The following is a 16506-nucleotide window of genomic DNA, read 5'->3' on the forward strand; positions in this document are numbered from 1 at the left end:
GTGTTATATAGAAAGTGGGGGACGGATAAGGACTTCGTTGCTTCTTATACCTCCTCTAACGAGAGTGACAGAGAGATAATAGAAGAAGTAAAGACGGTAATGAAGGCTCATGTAATTGAGCTTTACCTTTCTGGATATATTAAAAAGGACACGGCAAAGAAAATCCTTCAAGCAATAAACTCCTTTAGGGAGTACACTGGAAATTATGAGGATATTCACGAAGCAATGGAAGACTATATAATTAAATTAGTAGGTGAGGAAGGGGGTTGGGTTGGCTTAGGAAGAAGCAGAAACGATCACGTATCCACGGCATTAAGGCTTAAAATGAGGGACTACTTGGTGAACGTTTTTGAGGTGTTGTACTCACTTCGTATCTCTATTTTAGAAAGAGCTGAGAAAACTACTGAGGTAATTATCCCAGTTTACACCCACTTTCAACCGGCTCAACCCACTTCTCTGGCCCACTATTTGCTTTACGTAGATGAGGAGTTGGACTCTGTTTGGGATCAACTTTTTACCTCGTTAAGACTTGTTAACAGAAGTCCCTTAGGAAGTGGTGCAATAGTTGGTACTAATGTGAAACTCAATAGAAAAAGAGAGGCTGAAATGCTAGGTTTTGAAGGTCTAGTTTATAACACTATCTCAGCTACCGCCTCGAGGCTTGATTTAATCTCTACAATCTCGTCTTTGACTCTTTTAATGTTGATATTTAGCAGAATCGCAGAGGACTTAATATTACTCTCCTCCTCCTTTGTTGGAATAATAAAATTACCAGATTCTCATGTGAGCACCAGTAGCCTAATGCCCCAGAAGAGGAACGCAGTAACCATGGAAATTCTGAGGACTAAGGCTGGGGAATGTTTCGGACATCTATCCTCACTTGTTACAATATATAAAGCCTTGCCTTCAGGATACAATTTGGACTTACAAGAACTTAACAGACACTATTGGGAGTGCGTAAAGCACGTGATTCCGAGTATCTACGTCATTAAAGACGTCTTAGAAAAAATGGAAGTTACAGGGAGATTTGACGATAAAAGTATTACGGCGACAGATGTAGCGGAGGACTTAGCTCTTACTGGAATACCTTACAGAAAAGCTTATATGGAGGTTGCTAACAAGATTAGAGCGGGCACTTTTAAGTCCGAAATTTCATTTAAAAGTTCTATAGAAAAAAAGGCTGTAATAGGTTCTCCGAATCCAGAATTAATAAAAACAGAGATAGAGTTGAAAAAAGAGAACATAGAGCTAAAATGGAAAAATTTTAGAGAATATAAATCACAATTTATAGATAAAATTTCGGAATTAAAGGTGATAGAGGATGACATTTTACAATGAAGAAATAGGTTTTCTATACCTAGAGGATGGAACATTAATTAAAGGGAAGGGATTCGGTGCTAAGGGAATCAGAGCTGGAGAAATAGTTTTCACTACAGCTATGAATGGTTATCCAGACAGTCTCACAGATCCTTCCTACAGAGGGCAAATCCTAGTCTTTACCCATCCGTTAATAGGAAATTACGGAATTCCAGAGATACGAACCGTAAATGGTATTTTGACTAATTTTGAGTCTGAGGTAATTCAGGTAGAAGGAGTGGTAGTTGCGGAGCATACGGAACCTTTCAAATGGAACTCAGCTATGACCTTAGATTCGTGGCTAAAAAAAGAAGGAGTACCAGGATTACAAGATGTTGATACTAGAGCTTTAGTGAAAAAAGTGAGGACGTTTGGTGTAATGATGGGGGTATTAGCTTCTGGGATTGACTTTGATGATGTCAACGTTAAAAAGTACCTTGAGAAAAAGTACGATGAAATAGACTTCACACAATATACTTCACCTAAAGCCCCTATTATACACCAAGGGAATTCGGAAGATACTATAGTGGTAGTTGATTGCGGCATAAAACATGGCATATTGTACCAACTATATCAGAGAGGGTTTACCATTGTAAGAGTTCCTTGTAATTATTCCATTAATAAAATAATGGACTTTGACCCTAAGGGAATAGTGTTCGGGAATGGGCCAGGTAATCCGAATTTACTTAAAGACCTAGCCCAAAATTTTAAAGAAGTAACAGAATATAAACTTCCTATATTAGGTATATGTCTTGGTCATCAGATAGCCACTATAGCCCTAGGCGGAAAAGTTAAGAAAATGAAGTTCGGTCATAGGGCAGTGAACAAGCCTGTTATTGATACTACGTCAAATAGATGTTATATTACAACCCACAATCACGGATATGGAATCTTGTCAAAAGAGGACTTACCTCCCAATACAAAACTCTGGTTCTATAACCCAGATGACGGCACAGTTGAAGGTTGGATTCACGAGAAATTACCCATAATCACTACCCAATTCCACCCCGAAGCTAGGCCAGGACCTTGGGATGTAACGTGGGTATTTGATAAATTCAAGAAGATGGTGGTTAAAAATGCATGAGTCACTAAAGAAAGTTCTGGTAGTAGGTTCAGGTCCTATTAAAATAGCGGAAGCGGCAGAGTTTGACTACTCGGGTAGTCAGGCGTTAAAGGCATTGAAAGAGGAAGGAATAACTACAATCCTAGTAAATTCCAACGTGGCAACAGTCCAAACGAGCTATAAGTTTGCAGACAAGCTTTACTTGTTACCGGTGACGTGGTGGGCTGTAGAAAAGGTAATTGAGAAGGAAAGGCCTGACGGTATATTGATAGGCTTTGGAGGGCAGACTGCTCTCAACGTTGGCGTAGACCTCTATAGGAAAGGAGTTCTTCATAAATACGGTGTTAAAGTACTTGGAACTCCCATTGAAGGAATAGAGAGGGCTCTGAGCAGAGAAAAGTTCAGGGAAACAATGATAAAAGTAGGGCTACCGGTTCCTCCAAGTTTTTCAGCTAGAAGTGAAGAAGAGGCACTTGAAAAGGCTAGACAAATAGGTTATCCAGTAATGGTAAGAGTTAGCTTCAATTTAGGAGGTAGAGGTTCAACAGTAGCATGGAATGAAGAGGATTTAAAGAGAGATATAGGTAGAGCGTTAAGTCAAAGTTACATTCACGAAGTCTTAATCGAGAAATACCTCCACCACTGGATAGAGCTAGAATACGAGGTCATGAGGGATAAACACGGTAACTCAGCCGTAATTGCTTGTATAGAGAACCTTGATCCAATGGGTATTCATACTGGAGAGTCTATGGTAATTGCCCCTTGTCAGACGTTAGACAACAAAGAGTTTCAAGATATGAGGAGCATGGCAATAGACGTAGCTAAGTCAATAGATCTAGTAGGAGAGTGTAACGTACAGTTCGCCCTTGATCCTAAAGGTTACAATTATTATGTAATTGAAACAAATCCAAGAATGTCAAGGTCGAGTGCCTTAGCAAGTAAAGCTACCGGATACCCGTTAGCTTATGTCTCAGCTAAATTAGCATTGGGATACGACTTATACGAGGTTCTTAACAAAGTATCCGGGTCTACTTGTGCTTGTTTTGAGCCCAGTTTGGATTACCTAGTAATAAAGATACCCAGATGGGATTTGGATAAGTTTGAGAATGTGGAACAATCTCTGGCGTCAGAGATGAAAAGTGTAGGAGAAGTAATGAGCATAGGGAGGTCGTTTGAGGAAACTTTACAGAAGGCCATAAGAATGTTAGATATAGGTGAACCGGGTCTTGTGGGCGGTAAAATTTATGAGTCAAGAATGAAGAAGACTGAAGCTTTAGAGAACTTAAAGAATAGAAGACCATACTGGTTCTTATATGCAGCGAAGGCTTTTAAAGAGGGGGCTACTATAGATGAAGTATACGAAGCTACTGGAATAGGGAAATTCTTTCTCAATAAGATTAAGAATGTAGTGGAGTTCTATGAGGAGTTGAAGAAGACTAAACAGCTCGACAAAAACACGTTACTAAAGGCTAAGAAGCTCGGATTTAGCGATTACCAGTTAGCAAAGGCTTTGAACATAAGCGAAAGGGAAATCAGAGCTGTGAGACAGAAACTAGGAATTGAACCGAAAGTCAAACAAATAGATACTTTGGCAGGTGAATGGCCTGCAGTTACTAACTATCTTTACTTAACTTATAACGGGACAGAAGATGATATAGAGTTTTCCGAGACTGGTTCAAAGCTCCTGATCATAGGTGCAGGTGGCTTTAGAATAGGTGTATCAGTGGAATTTGACTGGAGCGTGGTTTCGCTCCTTGACGCGGCAAAGGATTACTTTGATGAGGTATCAATTCTTAACTATAATCCTGAAACAGTATCCACTGACTGGGATATAACTAGGAAATTGTACTTTGACGAGATTAACGTAGAGAGGGTATTAGATATTGTAAAGAAAGAGAGGTTTACATATGTAGCTACTTTTACGGGTGGACAGATAGGTAACAGTATCTCTAAAAAGCTAGAAGATGAAGGTATTAGATTATTGGGAACTTCCGGAAAAAGTGTTGATAATGCAGAAGATAGGGAAAAGTTCTCTAAGCTCTTAGATAAGCTCGGCATTAAACAACCTGAATGGGTTTCTGCTAAATCACTCGGGGAAGTAAAACAATTCGTATCTCGTGTTGGCTACCCAGTCTTAGTAAGACCTAGCTACGTACTCAGTGGTTCGGCAATGAAGATAGTTTATGATGATGACGAGTTAATGGTTTATTTAAGGAAGGCTACAGAGCTATCCTCAGAACATCCAGTAGTTGTATCAAAGTACATAGAAAACGCTATAGAAGCAGAGATAGATGGTGCATCTGATGGCAAGGCCGTTTACGGAATAGTAATGGAACATGTAGAAGAGGCAGGAGTCCACAGCGGAGATGCGACTATGTCTATACCGTATAGGAAGTTAAGTGAAGTTACAGTTGAAAAAATGAAGAACAGTGTTTATGACATTATGAGAGAGTTGGAGATTAAGGGTCCGTTTAATGTACAATTTGTAGTAAAAGACGGAGAACCCTATATTATTGAACTTAACCTAAGAGCTAGTAGGTCGATGCCCTTCAGTAGTAAGGTAGTAGGAAATAATATAATATCGTTAGCCCTAGAGGGTATTCTGAAGGGATTTGATTTCGATGGATTTAAGGAACTAAAGCCCAAAGTATGGGGAGTAAAGTCTGCTCAGTTCTCATGGGCACAATTGAAAGGTGCATATCCATATTTAGGGCCCGAAATGAAGAGTACTGGAGAGGCAGCGGCTTTAGGCGTAGATTTTTATGATGCATTGCTTAAGAGTTGGTTAGCCGTAGCTCCTAACAGAATTCCTTCAAGAGGTTCAGTTGCACTGGTTTATGGAAGGACTAACAAGGAGTATTTAGCACTTTCAGCCAAGAATCTAAGTGAGTTTGGTTTAACTACTTATACGATACAAGGAGCTGAGATAGAAGGTATCGAAAGTGTCGATGTTAAGGAAGCAATTTCCCTCATTAAGGATAGAAAAGTTGATATTGTGGTAACTGATGGATATCTTAAGAAGTTAGATTATGAGGTGAGGCGTATTGCCGTCGATTATAATATACCTTTAATTTTAAACGGTAGATTAGGGAATGAGGTAACTAGGTCTTTTTCTATACAAGATAAGTTAACATTTAATGAAGTAAAGGAGTATGGTGCTGGGATATGAGAGCGGCGTTAATAGTGGATATAATAAGACAAGAAGAGAAGTTAATAGCAAAAGCACTAGATGAAAAACAAGTTCCCTACGATATAATAAACGTAGGCCAAGAACCTATACCATTCAATAAGGGATTAGGAAGATATGATGTTGCAATAATAAGGCCTGTTAGTATGTACAGAGCGTTATATGCATCTGCGGTATTAGAAGCAGCTGGTGTGCATACAATAAATTCCGTTGATGCCATCAATATCTGTGGAGACAAGATATTAACATACTCAAGGTTATACAAACATGGAATACCTATACCAGACTCCATAATTGCAATGTCTCCAGATGCTGCTCTGAAAGCTTATGAGCAAAAAGGTTTCCCTCTAATAGACAAACCTCCAATAGGTAGCTGGGGAAGACTTGTTTCTCTAGTAAGAGATAACTTCGAGGGAAAGACTATTGTAGAACATAGAGAACTTATGGGTAATTCGGCATTAAAGGTTCACATTGTTCAAGAGTATATACAATACAAAGGGAGAGATATAAGATGTATAGTGATGGGCAAAACCTTATTAGGTTGTTATGCCAGAAACATACCTCCCAATGAATGGAGGGCAAATATAGCCTTAGGCGGTTATCCTTCTAAAATCGACGTGGATAGTAAATTGGAAGAAACTGTATTAAAGGCAGTTGGGGTAGTAGGAGGAGAGTTTGTGTCTATAGATATTCTAGAACATCCAACAAAGGGATACGTAGTAAACGAGTTAAACGACGTACCAGAATTTAAAGGGTTTATGGTGGCAACTAACATTAATGTAGCTGAAAAATTAGTGGACTACATAAAAGAAACCTATTCTAAGTGAGCTAGAAATAAATCATGATTAGTCTCCTCTAAAAGTCTTCTAAGGGAGTCTATTTTCTGCCTTAGATTAGGAACAAGAGCTTTAGGATATTCAAGCTCCCAAAGTATTTCGTATAGCTCCTCCATTATAGTGTAAGTTTGCTCAGCTTTTTCAACCTCTCTTTTCCTTAGCAATTCTAAAACTCTTCTTCTCAGTTCCCCTATAGCATCAGCTATTCCGAGGATGTAGTATATATCTGGAATACCGAGCTCCTCTCCCGTAGGTACTCTCTGGTCGAAATAAATGGAGTAAACTACGCTAGCTTCAGCTACTTCTTGGAAAGCAGTTCCTACATCCCCATAAAGTAGTTCAGGGTAGTTATATACTACTTCCTTTAGCTCCTTTAACTTTTGTAGTGTCATTTCGTATCTCTTAGTCGCTTCCTCCTTTTTCATTTTATGAGATAACGATATTGTCTCTCCTGCATATCTTATTACTTCTCTTGAAAGTAGAAGAAGCTTTTCCCTACTATCGAACCTCTCTTGTAGCTTGGGGGTTATCTTTTCTACGTAATCCTTAATTTGGTTTACTAAGTCCATTGCATTAGTCAATTACTCATAGCATAAATAAAAGCAACCGTATGGTTGTAAAGTTCTCGGACAAAAAATACTTATACTCTCTAAACTTTTTAAAAGGTATGAGACAAATACGTAAAGTCTCTGTGATTGGTGCGGGTGTAATAGGTGCAGGTTGGAGCACCCTTTTAGCACTAAAGGGATATGAAAACTATTTCTACACAGAGAAGAAAGAGACATTAGATAAGGGTCTTGTAAAAATCAAAGGTTACTTAAACGTATTATACGACAACAAGCTAGTCGACAAAGAGCCAGATTATTACATGAAATTTATCCATCCAACTATAAGCTTTGACGAGGCAATAAAAGATACAGATCTAGTGTTAGAGGCAGTTATTGAGGACTATGACGTTAAGAAAAAACTATTCAGGGAATTAGACGAAAGGCTAGATAAGGATGTAATACTCGGGAGTAGCACTTCGGGTTTATTAATGACCGAAATTCAGAAAGCAATGCCGAAATACCCTGAAAGAGGTGTTATAATTCACCCCTGGAACCCTCCGCACTTATTACCATTGGTAGAAATAGTCCCAGGTGAGAAAACCTCTAAAGAAGTTTTAGATGCATCTAAAGACTTTATGGAGAACAAATTAGAAAGAGTAGTGGTGGTGCTGAAAAAAGAGGTTCCAGGCTTTATAGGTAACAGGCTTGCGTTCGCTCTATTTAGGGAAGCGGTTTACCTCGTTGATGAGGGTATCGCTACAGTGGAGGATATTGATAAAGTAATGACAGCTGCAATTGGTTTAAGGTGGGCATTCATGGGGCCTTTCTTAACTTATCATTTAGGAGGAGGAGAAGGAGGATTAGAGTACTTCTTCAGTAGAGGTTTCGGATATGGTGCTAACGAATGGATGCACACACTGGCAAAGTACGATAAGTTCCCGTATACGGGAGTTATTAAGTCTGTTCAGCAAATGAAGGAGTATGAGTTCCTTAAGGGCAAAACCTTCCAAGAACTCTCTAAATGGAGAGATGAGAAGTTAATATCTCTAATTAAGCTACTAAGAGGAAAAGTGTAAAAAAATAAGTTAAAAAGATTTCTCATTTTATTCTTCCTCTCTAAATTCTAGAATACCTAAGTTCTCTAACAAGCCCGAGTCTGTTACGTCGAATAAGATTGCATCTTCGTCCTTAGAAGTGTTTACGTGATAGTGCACCATGTTAGCTGGAACTACGAACACATCTCCTTCTTCCCACTCTAACTTCTTTCCTCCTACCACGCTATATCCCTTCCCTCTAACGACTAGGTATATGGAAGCCATGTTGTGTGAATGAGGTTTAGTCTGCATCCCAGCCTTTATATACTGGAAACCTGGCATCATTGTTGGTGTTAATCCTCTAGATCTGCCAGTAGATGGTGAATAGAGCATTATCTTAGCTACTCCTTTCTCTATTGGGTTATCTTCAGCTAAGAGTTTAAGTAGTTTTATTACTTGTTGAAACTTTATTACTTTTGGCTTTACGGTTTCTGGTGGTGTTGTGTACTCCATAAAGGCTACTATTTTCAGGTCTTCAGTTCCGTCTTCAATCTCTTTAATTATTTCTTTAATTTGTTCTCTCCTTTCTACTATTTCTCCTTGTTTATCGAGTCTTCGAAGAACTTTAGACATATGTTCATATTGCTTAAAAAGTTTAAAAAGTAGTATGAAAGTGAGTGATTGTTATATTAAGATAGAACTGAGAAAATGCGTAGAAATCTGCGGTAATATTGTATGTGACGATGATACGGTGAATGATTACATGCCGTTGGGCGAGAAATGTAAAAAGGGAGACAAGAAGAGTTGCATCGAGTTATATAGTAAGTTTGGTTGTTGGAGTATCACGGGTTGGTGGATATAAGGAGTGAAAGCAAAGAGGCTATAATTCCCGCAATAAACATCATTATCGCAGTGCCTATTTTTTCCTTTATGTCTCCTTCATAAACTATTCCCAACCCCGATAAAGTAATAGCGGAAAAGATGATCGTTAGGGTAACGCTTCTTGTAGCTTGATAAATCAAGAGGCTGATCAGTCCTAGGAACGGAGATAAGGAATGGGAGAGAGTTGTGAGTATTATAGACAATTTGAAAGAATAGTCATAGATCGTTCCCTTTAATTTTCTCATCATTTGAAGCTCTAGCTGTCTTAGTTCTTCTCTCTTTTCCTTTATCTCCACTACCATGGTATTCCACATAGAGGAAATAGTGACCCCCGTGATCCCTGATAAAACTATAGGTGTAATCTTTTCAATGTTTTCTCCTGCAATGACTGAGGTTATTAAAACGCTTACAGCTACCAGAATTCCGTCAAACGCTCCAAGTATGAGATAACGTCTTATTAATTGTTTATCATTTCTTAAAGATACTTTGAAAGCTTCTAACAGCTTATCAAGCACACATTATTGATGAACGAACTTATATATTAGGTTTTAAACAATCATTAGCGATGAATCATAATATATACCTCGTGCTAGCGTTAATAGTGATAATATTAACTGCCGTAGGTGTTTATGTTACTAATAGTTCCTATAAAACAGTTATTTATGTTAATAATCTAGGTGGAAATGCATTACCTAATGGGGATTATAAACTAGTAGTCAAAATTTTAGTTAATTATGGTCCTTTAGGAGGGGGTTCGAAGCCTTTAGGCTCAGCTAATATATGGCTATATTATAACGGGAAGTACCTAAATCAAACCTTGACTAACAGCAGTGGAATTGCTGTCTTTTACGTAAAGCCCGGGAATTATACTATATTGTTCACAGTTTTCCACATAGACAGAGACGTACAAGTTAACGGTAATACTGAAGTTGTGTTAGATTATGCCTACTTGAAGACATGATGAGCGTGGAGTACGTCTGAACAGTGATGTAGTGGTCCTCGTCTGAATAATAGGTAGATTTTATTTTTCTCTAGTGTTTACAAATCATGATGAGTGTAAAAATTGATGTTGTGAGGGTAGATATCCCCGAAGGTACTAACGTAATCATAGGACAATCTCATTTCATTAAGACCGTGGAGGATTTATACGAGACTCTAGCCTCATCCAGTCCAACTCTGAAATTTGGTATAGCGTTCTGTGAGGCTAGCGGCAAAAGGTTAATAAGATGGGACGGAAACGATGAGGACTTAATTAAGAAAGCTCAAGAAACTGCTATGAAAATAGGTGCAGGACATACCTTCGTAATATACATAAAGAACGGATACCCAATAAACGTATTAAATAGGATTAAAAATGTTGAAGAAGTAGTTAGGATATTTGCGGCTACAGCTAATCCCCTGCAAGTTTTAGTCGCTGAGACAGACCAAGGAAGAGGAGTAATAGGTGTTGTAGACGGTTATACGCCGCTAGGTATCGAAGGCGATGCTGAGATAAAGGAGAGGAAGGAACTCCTCAGGAAGTTCGGATATAAGAGATAACGCTTTAGAAAGAAGTTGATCTGAAACATTTACTTGCCCTTTACAGTACTTTATAAGAGAAGCTGAAATTAGGATTAAAGCTTGTATGTACTTCTTTTTTTGGGTATCTTTTTCTTCCTTCCACTTCTTTTCCAATACTTCGTGGGACTCCCAAAATCTAAAATCGAAGAAGAGTTCCTCAAACGAGCAAGTGCTACAGTCTGTAAATAATTGTTCCCCTAAAATGCTTTTAATCGTCTTCTCACTTTCTTCGCTATAAGCGAAATCTACCTCAACGTATTTACAAGTCCTAACATCTATTACTTCCACACCGTATGACCTCAGTTTGCTCTTTAAGTCCTCTACTGTAAGAGAAATCCTATCTTTATCATAATAGTATATTCTCCTCTTCACGTTCTTGATGATAGATTGTAAGTATTTAAAAGTCTCGTTCACGATATAATACTTAATGAGTAAAGAAGCAGTGCTATATAAGACTGAAGGTAACAAAGTAAGATGTCTGGCTTGTGCTAGGAGGTGCCTTATCGGCGAAGGTCAAGTAGGCTTTTGCGGGGTGAGAAGTGTTAGGAATGGAAAACTCTATTTGGATGTTTACGGTAAAGTAGCAGCAGCCCATGTTGACCCCATTGAGAAGAAGCCTCTAGTTCACTTTTACCCTGGTTCTAAAGTATTCTCGTTTTCCACATTCGGCTGTAACTGGATGTGTATGTATTGCCAGAACTTCGATATAAGCCAAAGGAGGAGAGCAGAGGGCGTTGAGTTATCACCAGAAGAACTGGTTGATATGGCGAGGGCTTATGAAGCAGAGGGGATTACGTATACATACAATGAACCTGCAATATTTGCAGAATTCGCACACGATACTGGAGTCATAGCAAGAAAATTCGGTCTTTTCAACACCATGGTAAGTAACGGATACTGGAGTGACGAATTGGTCGATTATGTAAGAGATTTTCTAGATGCTGTTACAATAGACTTTAAGGGGAACGGTGAAGAAAAGTTTATGAAAAGATACACCAGTGCTTCGGGTCCAGAACCGATTATTGAGACTATCAGGAGTCTATTGGCCTACGGTATTCATGTGGAGATAACTGATCTGGTTATCCCTAAAATCGGAGATGATCTAAATGCCGCGAAAAACCTCCTTTCGAAAATAATGGACATAGCTGGTCCTGATATCCCGATACACTTCCTAAGGTTTCATCCCGATTATAAGTTAGACTACTTACCTTGGACTCCAGTAGAGACGCTGGAAAAACATTATCGTTTAGCTAAGGACTTAGGTTTCCGTTTTGTGTATATCGGTAACGTACCTGGCCATCCATACGAAAACACCTATTGTCCAAACTGTGGTAAGATGGTTATCAGGCGTGATGGTTTCAGAATATTAGAGTGGCATTTGACTGAGGATATGAGATGCCAATATTGCGGATATAAACTACCCATCAAAGGGAAGTTATCTAAGCATGCTTTTGAGGACAGGTTTGAGCCAGTGTTTATCTAACTTTTTTATGTTCATCTCTATTTAGATTATGATGGAGACTGTTCAATTAAAAAAGGAGCCTCCACTGGGTTGGATATATCTTAACAGACCAGATAAATTAAACGCTATAAACGAACAACTCATGAAAGATTTAAGGCAAGCAGTAGACGAGTTAGTCGCAGATGATCAGATTAGGGTAATAATTATAACTGGTCAAGGAAAGGCTTTTTCTGCAGGTGCAGACATTTCTCAGTTCAAGACTTTAAACGGGCTTACGGCATGGGAGTTTGCTAAAAAAGGCAGAGAACTTATGGACTATATAGAAAATCTTCCAAAACCCACGATTGCGATGATAAACGGATATGCACTAGGTGGAGGTCTAGAGCTAGCGATGGCTTGCGATATAAGGATAGCTGCTGAGGAAGCTCAAGTGGGATTACCAGAGATCACTTTAGGAATATATCCGGGTTTCGGTGGTACTCAGAGGTTAATTAGGCTGATAGGGAAAGGAAAAGCTATGGAGATGATGATGACTGGTGATAGAATACCAGCAAGAGAGGCGGAAAGGTTAGGATTAGTTAATAAAGTTGTGCCTCTAACAGAGCTCGAGAAGGAAACAAGAAACTTCGCCATAAAACTTGCTGAGAAACCTCCCGTAGCTTTAAAGTTAATAAAATTGCTAGTCAATCAAGGTCTAGATATACCTATTCTTGCAGGGCTTAATATGGAGAGTTTAGGATGGGGTGTGGTCTTCAGCACTGAAGATGCTAAAGAGGGAGTAAATGCATTCTTCGAAAAGAGGAAACCAAATTTTAAAGGTTCTTAAGTTTCTCTTTCAATTTTTTCATGAGTTCAAAATTCAGAAGCGTAATTTACTATTAGTTTGCCTGATTTTTAGTGAACTTTTCTATTCTACCCTTATTAAAGGTTATTTGAATAAGGCTTTTAAGGTCTTTTTTTCTCAATATTACTTATGGAAAAAGACAAAAAACCGATTTATTATGCTTTTTTAGGCGTTATTCCATATGTAGGTAGTAGTGTTGCTTCCTTCTCTATTTCAGAATATCTTAAAGACTTCTTTGAAACTTTAAGATATATACCCTTCACCGTTGGGTTGTCTCTACTTTCCAGTTTTCTACTCACTTATTATTACTTTAAGAGTTTTCTTATCGAGGCATTAGCCATAGTTAGTGTCGCTCCTATCTTAATCGCATATTTGAATACTCGAAGGTTTGAGGCTCTATCGGTTAATGTTAATGAGTACTATATAGAAATAATATTCAAAGTACCTTTAAAGGCTCTTAACTTCGAAAGTCCTACTGAACTCTTTGACTACGTTTATACCAAGGCTTTAAAGCGAATTAAGCCCCCATACTTGTTCAAGCTAAAGGCTTTGAATAATTGCGGGAATCTTAGGGTTACGGTTAGGGAAGGAGAAGGTTATATTATACTGAGGAAAAGGTGCGGGGATATAAGTGTGGAAATAAAGATTTACAAGGACAAAGATGCTGACCTGAAAGTAGTAATGAGCTATTAGTCTTGAACTTAAATTTTCTATTTCCTTATGTAGGTATTGTTTATCTCATTATTTTAAAATTTTATAGATTTAAAATGTTAGCTATTATTTGTAATAAATTTTTTAATGTCAGTTACTGAATACATCTTAAGATGTCAATTGCTTTTTCGAGGAAATTAAATGATTACATTAAACTCGCTAAACCGAGAGTTATAAGCTTACTAGATATCGCAGCTCTAGCAGGTTTCGTACTTGGCTTGGGAAAGAGCGTGAACATATTCTCGTGGATTCATCTGCTTCCAGTGCTGATAGGAGGAAGCTTAGCTGCAGGAGGAGGTATGATAATAAACGGTGGTCTTGAAATAGAGAAAGATAAATTAATGAAGAGAAACTCATGGAGACCAACTGTTAAGGGAGAGGTAAGTAAAGGTGAAGCTTACACTGTTGGGATAGTGGCTGCAATTATCGGTACAGTAGTTGGTTTATTAGATAATTTACTTACCTCATTCTTTATTGCTTTTGGTTTTTTAGTGTATGTCTTAGTATATTCCATTTGGTTAAAACCCAGAACTTGGTGGAATATAGTTATAGGCGGTTTAGCTGGGAGTGCGGCGGCTTGGGCGGGTTATGCAGCTTCATCAGGTGTGTTCAATTTTGAGTCTTTATTGCTAGGACTTTTAGTGTTCATGTGGACGCCAGGGCACTTCTGGTCATTGGCACTAAGGTTTAAGGATGACTATGTTAAAGCCGAAATACCTATGTTACCAGTTTTGGTAGATGAGAGGACCTCGGCAAAGGCTATAGCAGTTTCAAACATCCTAATGATTCCGTTCGCCCTCTCTCTAACATTGTATTTAGGTGTAATTTACGGCATATTAGTCTCAATATTGTCAATGATTCTTCTTTATTATAACTTCAGGCTAATTAAGAACCCCAATAAAGATGAGGCGTGGAGATCATTTAAGTTCTCATCTCCTTACCTAGCTATCATTCTAATCATAGCTATTATTCTAAGGTTAGTTTAAGATGAATAGTTGAGAAAAGCTATTTAGACTAAATAAATCCTCTCTTTAATAAAATTAGGTCAGAGAAAGCGCCATAAGCCGCGTTTATTGGTCCTGCACCAGGTCCTCTAATTACAATAGTTTGTATATCTGTCATAATTTCCAATGCGTTTTCTACACCGTCGACATGGTATAAGGGGTCTTCTGGCGTTAACTCTGTTGGAGACACTTCTATTTTACTATTGTCAGCATATGCGATCAGTTTAACTTTTCTATTTCCTTTTATTGCTTCTTTTACATTCTGTATCCCTTCAAACTTTATGTCCCTTATGCTCACGTTTTTCTTCATTGCAAAATTCGCCAAGATCGTCAGCTTAGCAGCAGCGTCAAACCCGTTTATGTCTAGAGTAGGGTCTTCTTCTGCATACCCTAACCTCTGTGCCTCTTTTAGAGCTTCCTCAAATGATTGTCCCTTATACATATTAGTCAGTATGAAATTAGTTGTCCCATTTAGGATACCTCTGATTCTTTTGACCTCAACACCTGGTAGGATCCTTAAAAGGTTAATTGAGGGTGTTCCGCTCATAACAGTCCCTTGAAAGCCTAGTCTACCCTTTCCCACTAAGCTCATGACTTCTCTGTAGGCTAACGCTAGCGGAGCCTTGTTGGTAGTGATTACACTTACCCCGTCCTTTAGAGCGGTCTTGTATAACGTGAGGGAAGGATTTCCGTCCTTGTAATTTGCAGACATCATATCAATAATGACGTCAGGTTTAACTTTCTCGTAGGCTGTAAAGACGTCACCTTTTAAGCTCACCTCGAACTCGTCTCTATAACCTAACATAATCCCCCTTCTGTTTACAATACCACCGATTTCCACGTCTTTTAGTTCTGGCACACTTTCCTTTTTCTCGAGGACTAGTTTTACAAAAGACTTTCCTACATTCCCGTATCCTAATATCAGTATTTTCATAATATTGTCACCTCTCCATTCCATTTACCACTAGCATATTTAACTAATAATTCTGCGACTCTTGTGGTTGCCCTTCTTACTAATTCCTCAGGAACACCCATAACACCAGCACCAACTATTAGAACATTCTCAGTAGTGTTAATGACGTTTGTTAATTGGGAGTCCCTATGTGGGTAAATGTGCATTACCTTTCCTTCATCGTCGACTAGGATAGGTATCCCCTCATCGAGTTTTTCTGACTCTTTCTTCCCGATACCAAGAAACTCTTCATTCCCTTTACTCAGTCTGAGTACTATTGGATATTTGAAACGAGCTGTGTCGTATAAACCTATAGGAACCAAAGTGTCCGCGCTCACTAAATTTCCGATGTCCACCACGTTATTTATCCTCGGGAGTTTTCCGTTTCTGGCTATTCTCCTTCTCAGTGCTTCCCCGCTAGGTCTTGTCTTTGTAGGGTCTATTTTGATTTTCCAATAAAAGTCCCTATAAGCCCTAACTACTGGGTCGTCCTTCAGGGAATCAATATCTATCCCTTTGTATTTCTCTTCTATCTTTTTCATCTCATCTTCGAGTCCGTTATCGGTCTCCCTCACAATAACACCCGACACTTCAGTATAAGCTATAAATATTCCTAACCTCTTTGCTTCATCGCTAATGCTTATCTTGGACATGGAAATTATCTTGAACCTCTGAGACTATTAATTTTACTTTACTAACGCCTTTCACAGCTGTTAATTTACTAACTAAATCTACTAACTCTGATTTCATCCCCTTTACAGCTATGGCTTCCACACATTTTTCCCCTTTATGGATGTGTAATACAGAGATTATCTTGTCCTCATATTCGTGTTGTATTACCGTTACCTTGTCTGTACTTGCGTAGTCATAAACTAGGTTAACTATCCCTATAACATAGGTCTGGTCTTTCTCGTTTTCATCCAAGAAATCCCTCAAAGCAGCTTGTAGTATTTTGCTTCGGTCACTGATCCCGTTACTTTGCATGTACTTCTCGAGCCTTTCGTACAATTCCTTAGGTATAGATACGCTGATCTTTTCCACATTCATTAATTTATACTCTTTTTGTG

At 38.5% G+C, this 16506-nt stretch carries 19 protein-coding genes; 12 read left to right on the forward strand and 7 right to left on the reverse strand.

The features are described 5' to 3' along the window. From argH to lysX, 4 genes are read left to right on the forward strand one after another with little or no spacing between them, the layout of a single operon-like run. Complete coding sequence (gene argH / locus D1868_RS05450) at positions 1–1338, forward strand: argininosuccinate lyase (protein WP_156006311.1); 1338 nt, start codon at positions 1–3, stop codon at positions 1336–1338. Beyond that, positions 1322–2440 (forward strand): glutamine-hydrolyzing carbamoyl-phosphate synthase small subunit, encoded by a 1119-nt coding sequence (carA, locus tag D1868_RS05455; protein WP_156006313.1) that lies wholly within the window; start codon positions 1322–1324, stop codon positions 2438–2440. The genes argH and carA overlap by 17 nt, the downstream gene beginning before the upstream one ends. Then, positions 2433–5588 (forward strand): carbamoyl-phosphate synthase (glutamine-hydrolyzing) large subunit, encoded by a 3156-nt coding sequence (gene carB, locus D1868_RS05460; RefSeq protein ID WP_156006315.1) that lies wholly within the window; start codon positions 2433–2435, stop codon positions 5586–5588. The genes carA and carB overlap by 8 nt, the downstream gene beginning before the upstream one ends. Further along, complete coding sequence (lysX, locus tag D1868_RS05465) at positions 5585–6433, forward strand: lysine biosynthesis protein LysX (RefSeq protein WP_156006317.1); 849 nt, start codon at positions 5585–5587, stop codon at positions 6431–6433. The genes carB and lysX overlap by 4 nt, the downstream gene beginning before the upstream one ends. On the opposite strand, the gene D1868_RS05470 is transcribed toward lysX, so the two are convergent. After that, entirely contained in the window at positions 6421–7011 is a 591-nt protein-coding gene (locus D1868_RS05470) for a translin family protein (protein WP_156006319.1), read from the reverse strand. The genes lysX and D1868_RS05470 overlap by 13 nt on opposite strands. A gap of 98 nt (positions 7012–7109) precedes the next feature. On the opposite strand from D1868_RS05470, the gene D1868_RS05475 reads away from it, so the two are divergent. Then, positions 7110–8066, forward strand: a complete 957-nt coding sequence (locus D1868_RS05475) for a 3-hydroxyacyl-CoA dehydrogenase family protein (protein WP_196770283.1) — start codon at positions 7110–7112, stop codon at positions 8064–8066. A gap of 27 nt (positions 8067–8093) precedes the next feature. On the opposite strand, the gene D1868_RS05480 is transcribed toward D1868_RS05475, so the two are convergent. Next, positions 8094–8657 (reverse strand): cupin domain-containing protein, encoded by a 564-nt coding sequence (locus tag D1868_RS05480; RefSeq protein ID WP_156006323.1) that lies wholly within the window; start codon positions 8655–8657, stop codon positions 8094–8096. A 34-nt stretch (positions 8658–8691) separates the two neighbouring features. On the opposite strand from D1868_RS05480, the gene D1868_RS05485 reads away from it, so the two are divergent. Continuing rightward, the gene (locus D1868_RS05485) at positions 8692–8886 is read left to right on the forward strand and encodes a hypothetical protein (RefSeq protein WP_156006325.1); all 195 of its coding nucleotides are present in this window, start codon (positions 8692–8694) and stop codon (positions 8884–8886) included. Here the strand turns inward: D1868_RS05485 and D1868_RS05490 are convergent. Next, positions 8867–9421 carry a VIT1/CCC1 transporter family protein gene (locus tag D1868_RS05490; RefSeq protein ID WP_156006327.1) on the reverse strand — a complete coding sequence of 185 codons (555 nt, stop codon included), beginning with the start codon at positions 9419–9421 and terminating at the stop codon, positions 8867–8869. The two genes, D1868_RS05485 and D1868_RS05490, sit on opposite strands and share 20 nt — an antisense overlap. Before the next feature lie 50 nt (positions 9422–9471). Here D1868_RS05490 and D1868_RS05495 point away from each other — a divergent pair, with 50 nt between their 5' ends. Both D1868_RS05495 and D1868_RS05500 read left to right on the forward strand, forming a co-directional pair. Beyond that, positions 9472–9867, forward strand: a complete 396-nt coding sequence (locus D1868_RS05495; protein ID WP_156006329.1) for a hypothetical protein — start codon at positions 9472–9474, stop codon at positions 9865–9867. An 89-nt stretch (positions 9868–9956) separates the two neighbouring features. Then, a complete protein-coding gene (locus D1868_RS05500) occupies positions 9957–10445 on the forward strand; it encodes an adenosine-specific kinase (protein WP_156006331.1) in 489 nt (162 codons plus the stop codon). On the opposite strand, the gene D1868_RS05505 is transcribed toward D1868_RS05500, so the two are convergent. Continuing rightward, positions 10374–10838: a DUF309 domain-containing protein gene (locus D1868_RS05505; RefSeq protein ID WP_231112478.1), complete on the reverse strand. Its 465-nt coding sequence runs from the start codon at positions 10836–10838 to the stop codon at positions 10374–10376. The genes D1868_RS05500 and D1868_RS05505 overlap by 72 nt on opposite strands. A gap of 55 nt (positions 10839–10893) precedes the next feature. Here D1868_RS05505 and amrS point away from each other — a divergent pair, with 55 nt between their 5' ends. From amrS to cyoE, 4 genes are all read left to right on the forward strand, one after another. Next, entirely contained in the window at positions 10894–11949 is a 1056-nt protein-coding gene (gene amrS / locus D1868_RS05510) for an AmmeMemoRadiSam system radical SAM enzyme (RefSeq protein ID WP_156006333.1), read from the forward strand. A 31-nt stretch (positions 11950–11980) separates the two neighbouring features. After that, entirely contained in the window at positions 11981–12754 is a 774-nt protein-coding gene (locus D1868_RS05515; RefSeq protein ID WP_156006335.1) for an enoyl-CoA hydratase/isomerase family protein, read from the forward strand. Positions 12755–12901: 147 nt separating this feature from the next. Beyond that, positions 12902–13465: a hypothetical protein gene (locus D1868_RS05520; RefSeq protein ID WP_156006337.1), complete on the forward strand. Its 564-nt coding sequence runs from the start codon at positions 12902–12904 to the stop codon at positions 13463–13465. A gap of 131 nt (positions 13466–13596) precedes the next feature. Beyond that, complete coding sequence (gene cyoE, locus D1868_RS05525; RefSeq protein WP_156006339.1) at positions 13597–14469, forward strand: heme o synthase; 873 nt, start codon at positions 13597–13599, stop codon at positions 14467–14469. A 28-nt stretch (positions 14470–14497) separates the two neighbouring features. Here the strand turns inward: cyoE and D1868_RS05530 are convergent, their stop codons facing one another. From D1868_RS05530 to D1868_RS05540, 3 genes are read right to left on the reverse strand one after another with little or no spacing between them, the layout of a single operon-like run. After that, positions 14498–15421, reverse strand: coding sequence for a homoserine dehydrogenase (locus D1868_RS05530; protein WP_156006341.1), 924 nt, complete (start codon positions 15419–15421; stop codon positions 14498–14500). Beyond that, positions 15418–16092 carry a B3/B4 domain-containing protein gene (locus tag D1868_RS05535; RefSeq protein WP_156006343.1) on the reverse strand — a complete coding sequence of 225 codons (675 nt, stop codon included), beginning with the start codon at positions 16090–16092 and terminating at the stop codon, positions 15418–15420. Before D1868_RS05535 ends, D1868_RS05530 begins: the two co-directional genes overlap by 4 nt. Beyond that, complete coding sequence (locus D1868_RS05540) at positions 16073–16486, reverse strand: CopG family ribbon-helix-helix protein (RefSeq protein ID WP_156006345.1); 414 nt, start codon at positions 16484–16486, stop codon at positions 16073–16075. Before D1868_RS05540 ends, D1868_RS05535 begins: the two co-directional genes overlap by 20 nt. Positions 16487–16506 lie beyond the last annotated feature (20 nt).

This window comes from Stygiolobus azoricus, assembly GCF_009729035.1.
Classification (GTDB): Archaea; Thermoproteota; Thermoprotei_A; order Sulfolobales; family Sulfolobaceae; genus Stygiolobus; species Stygiolobus azoricus.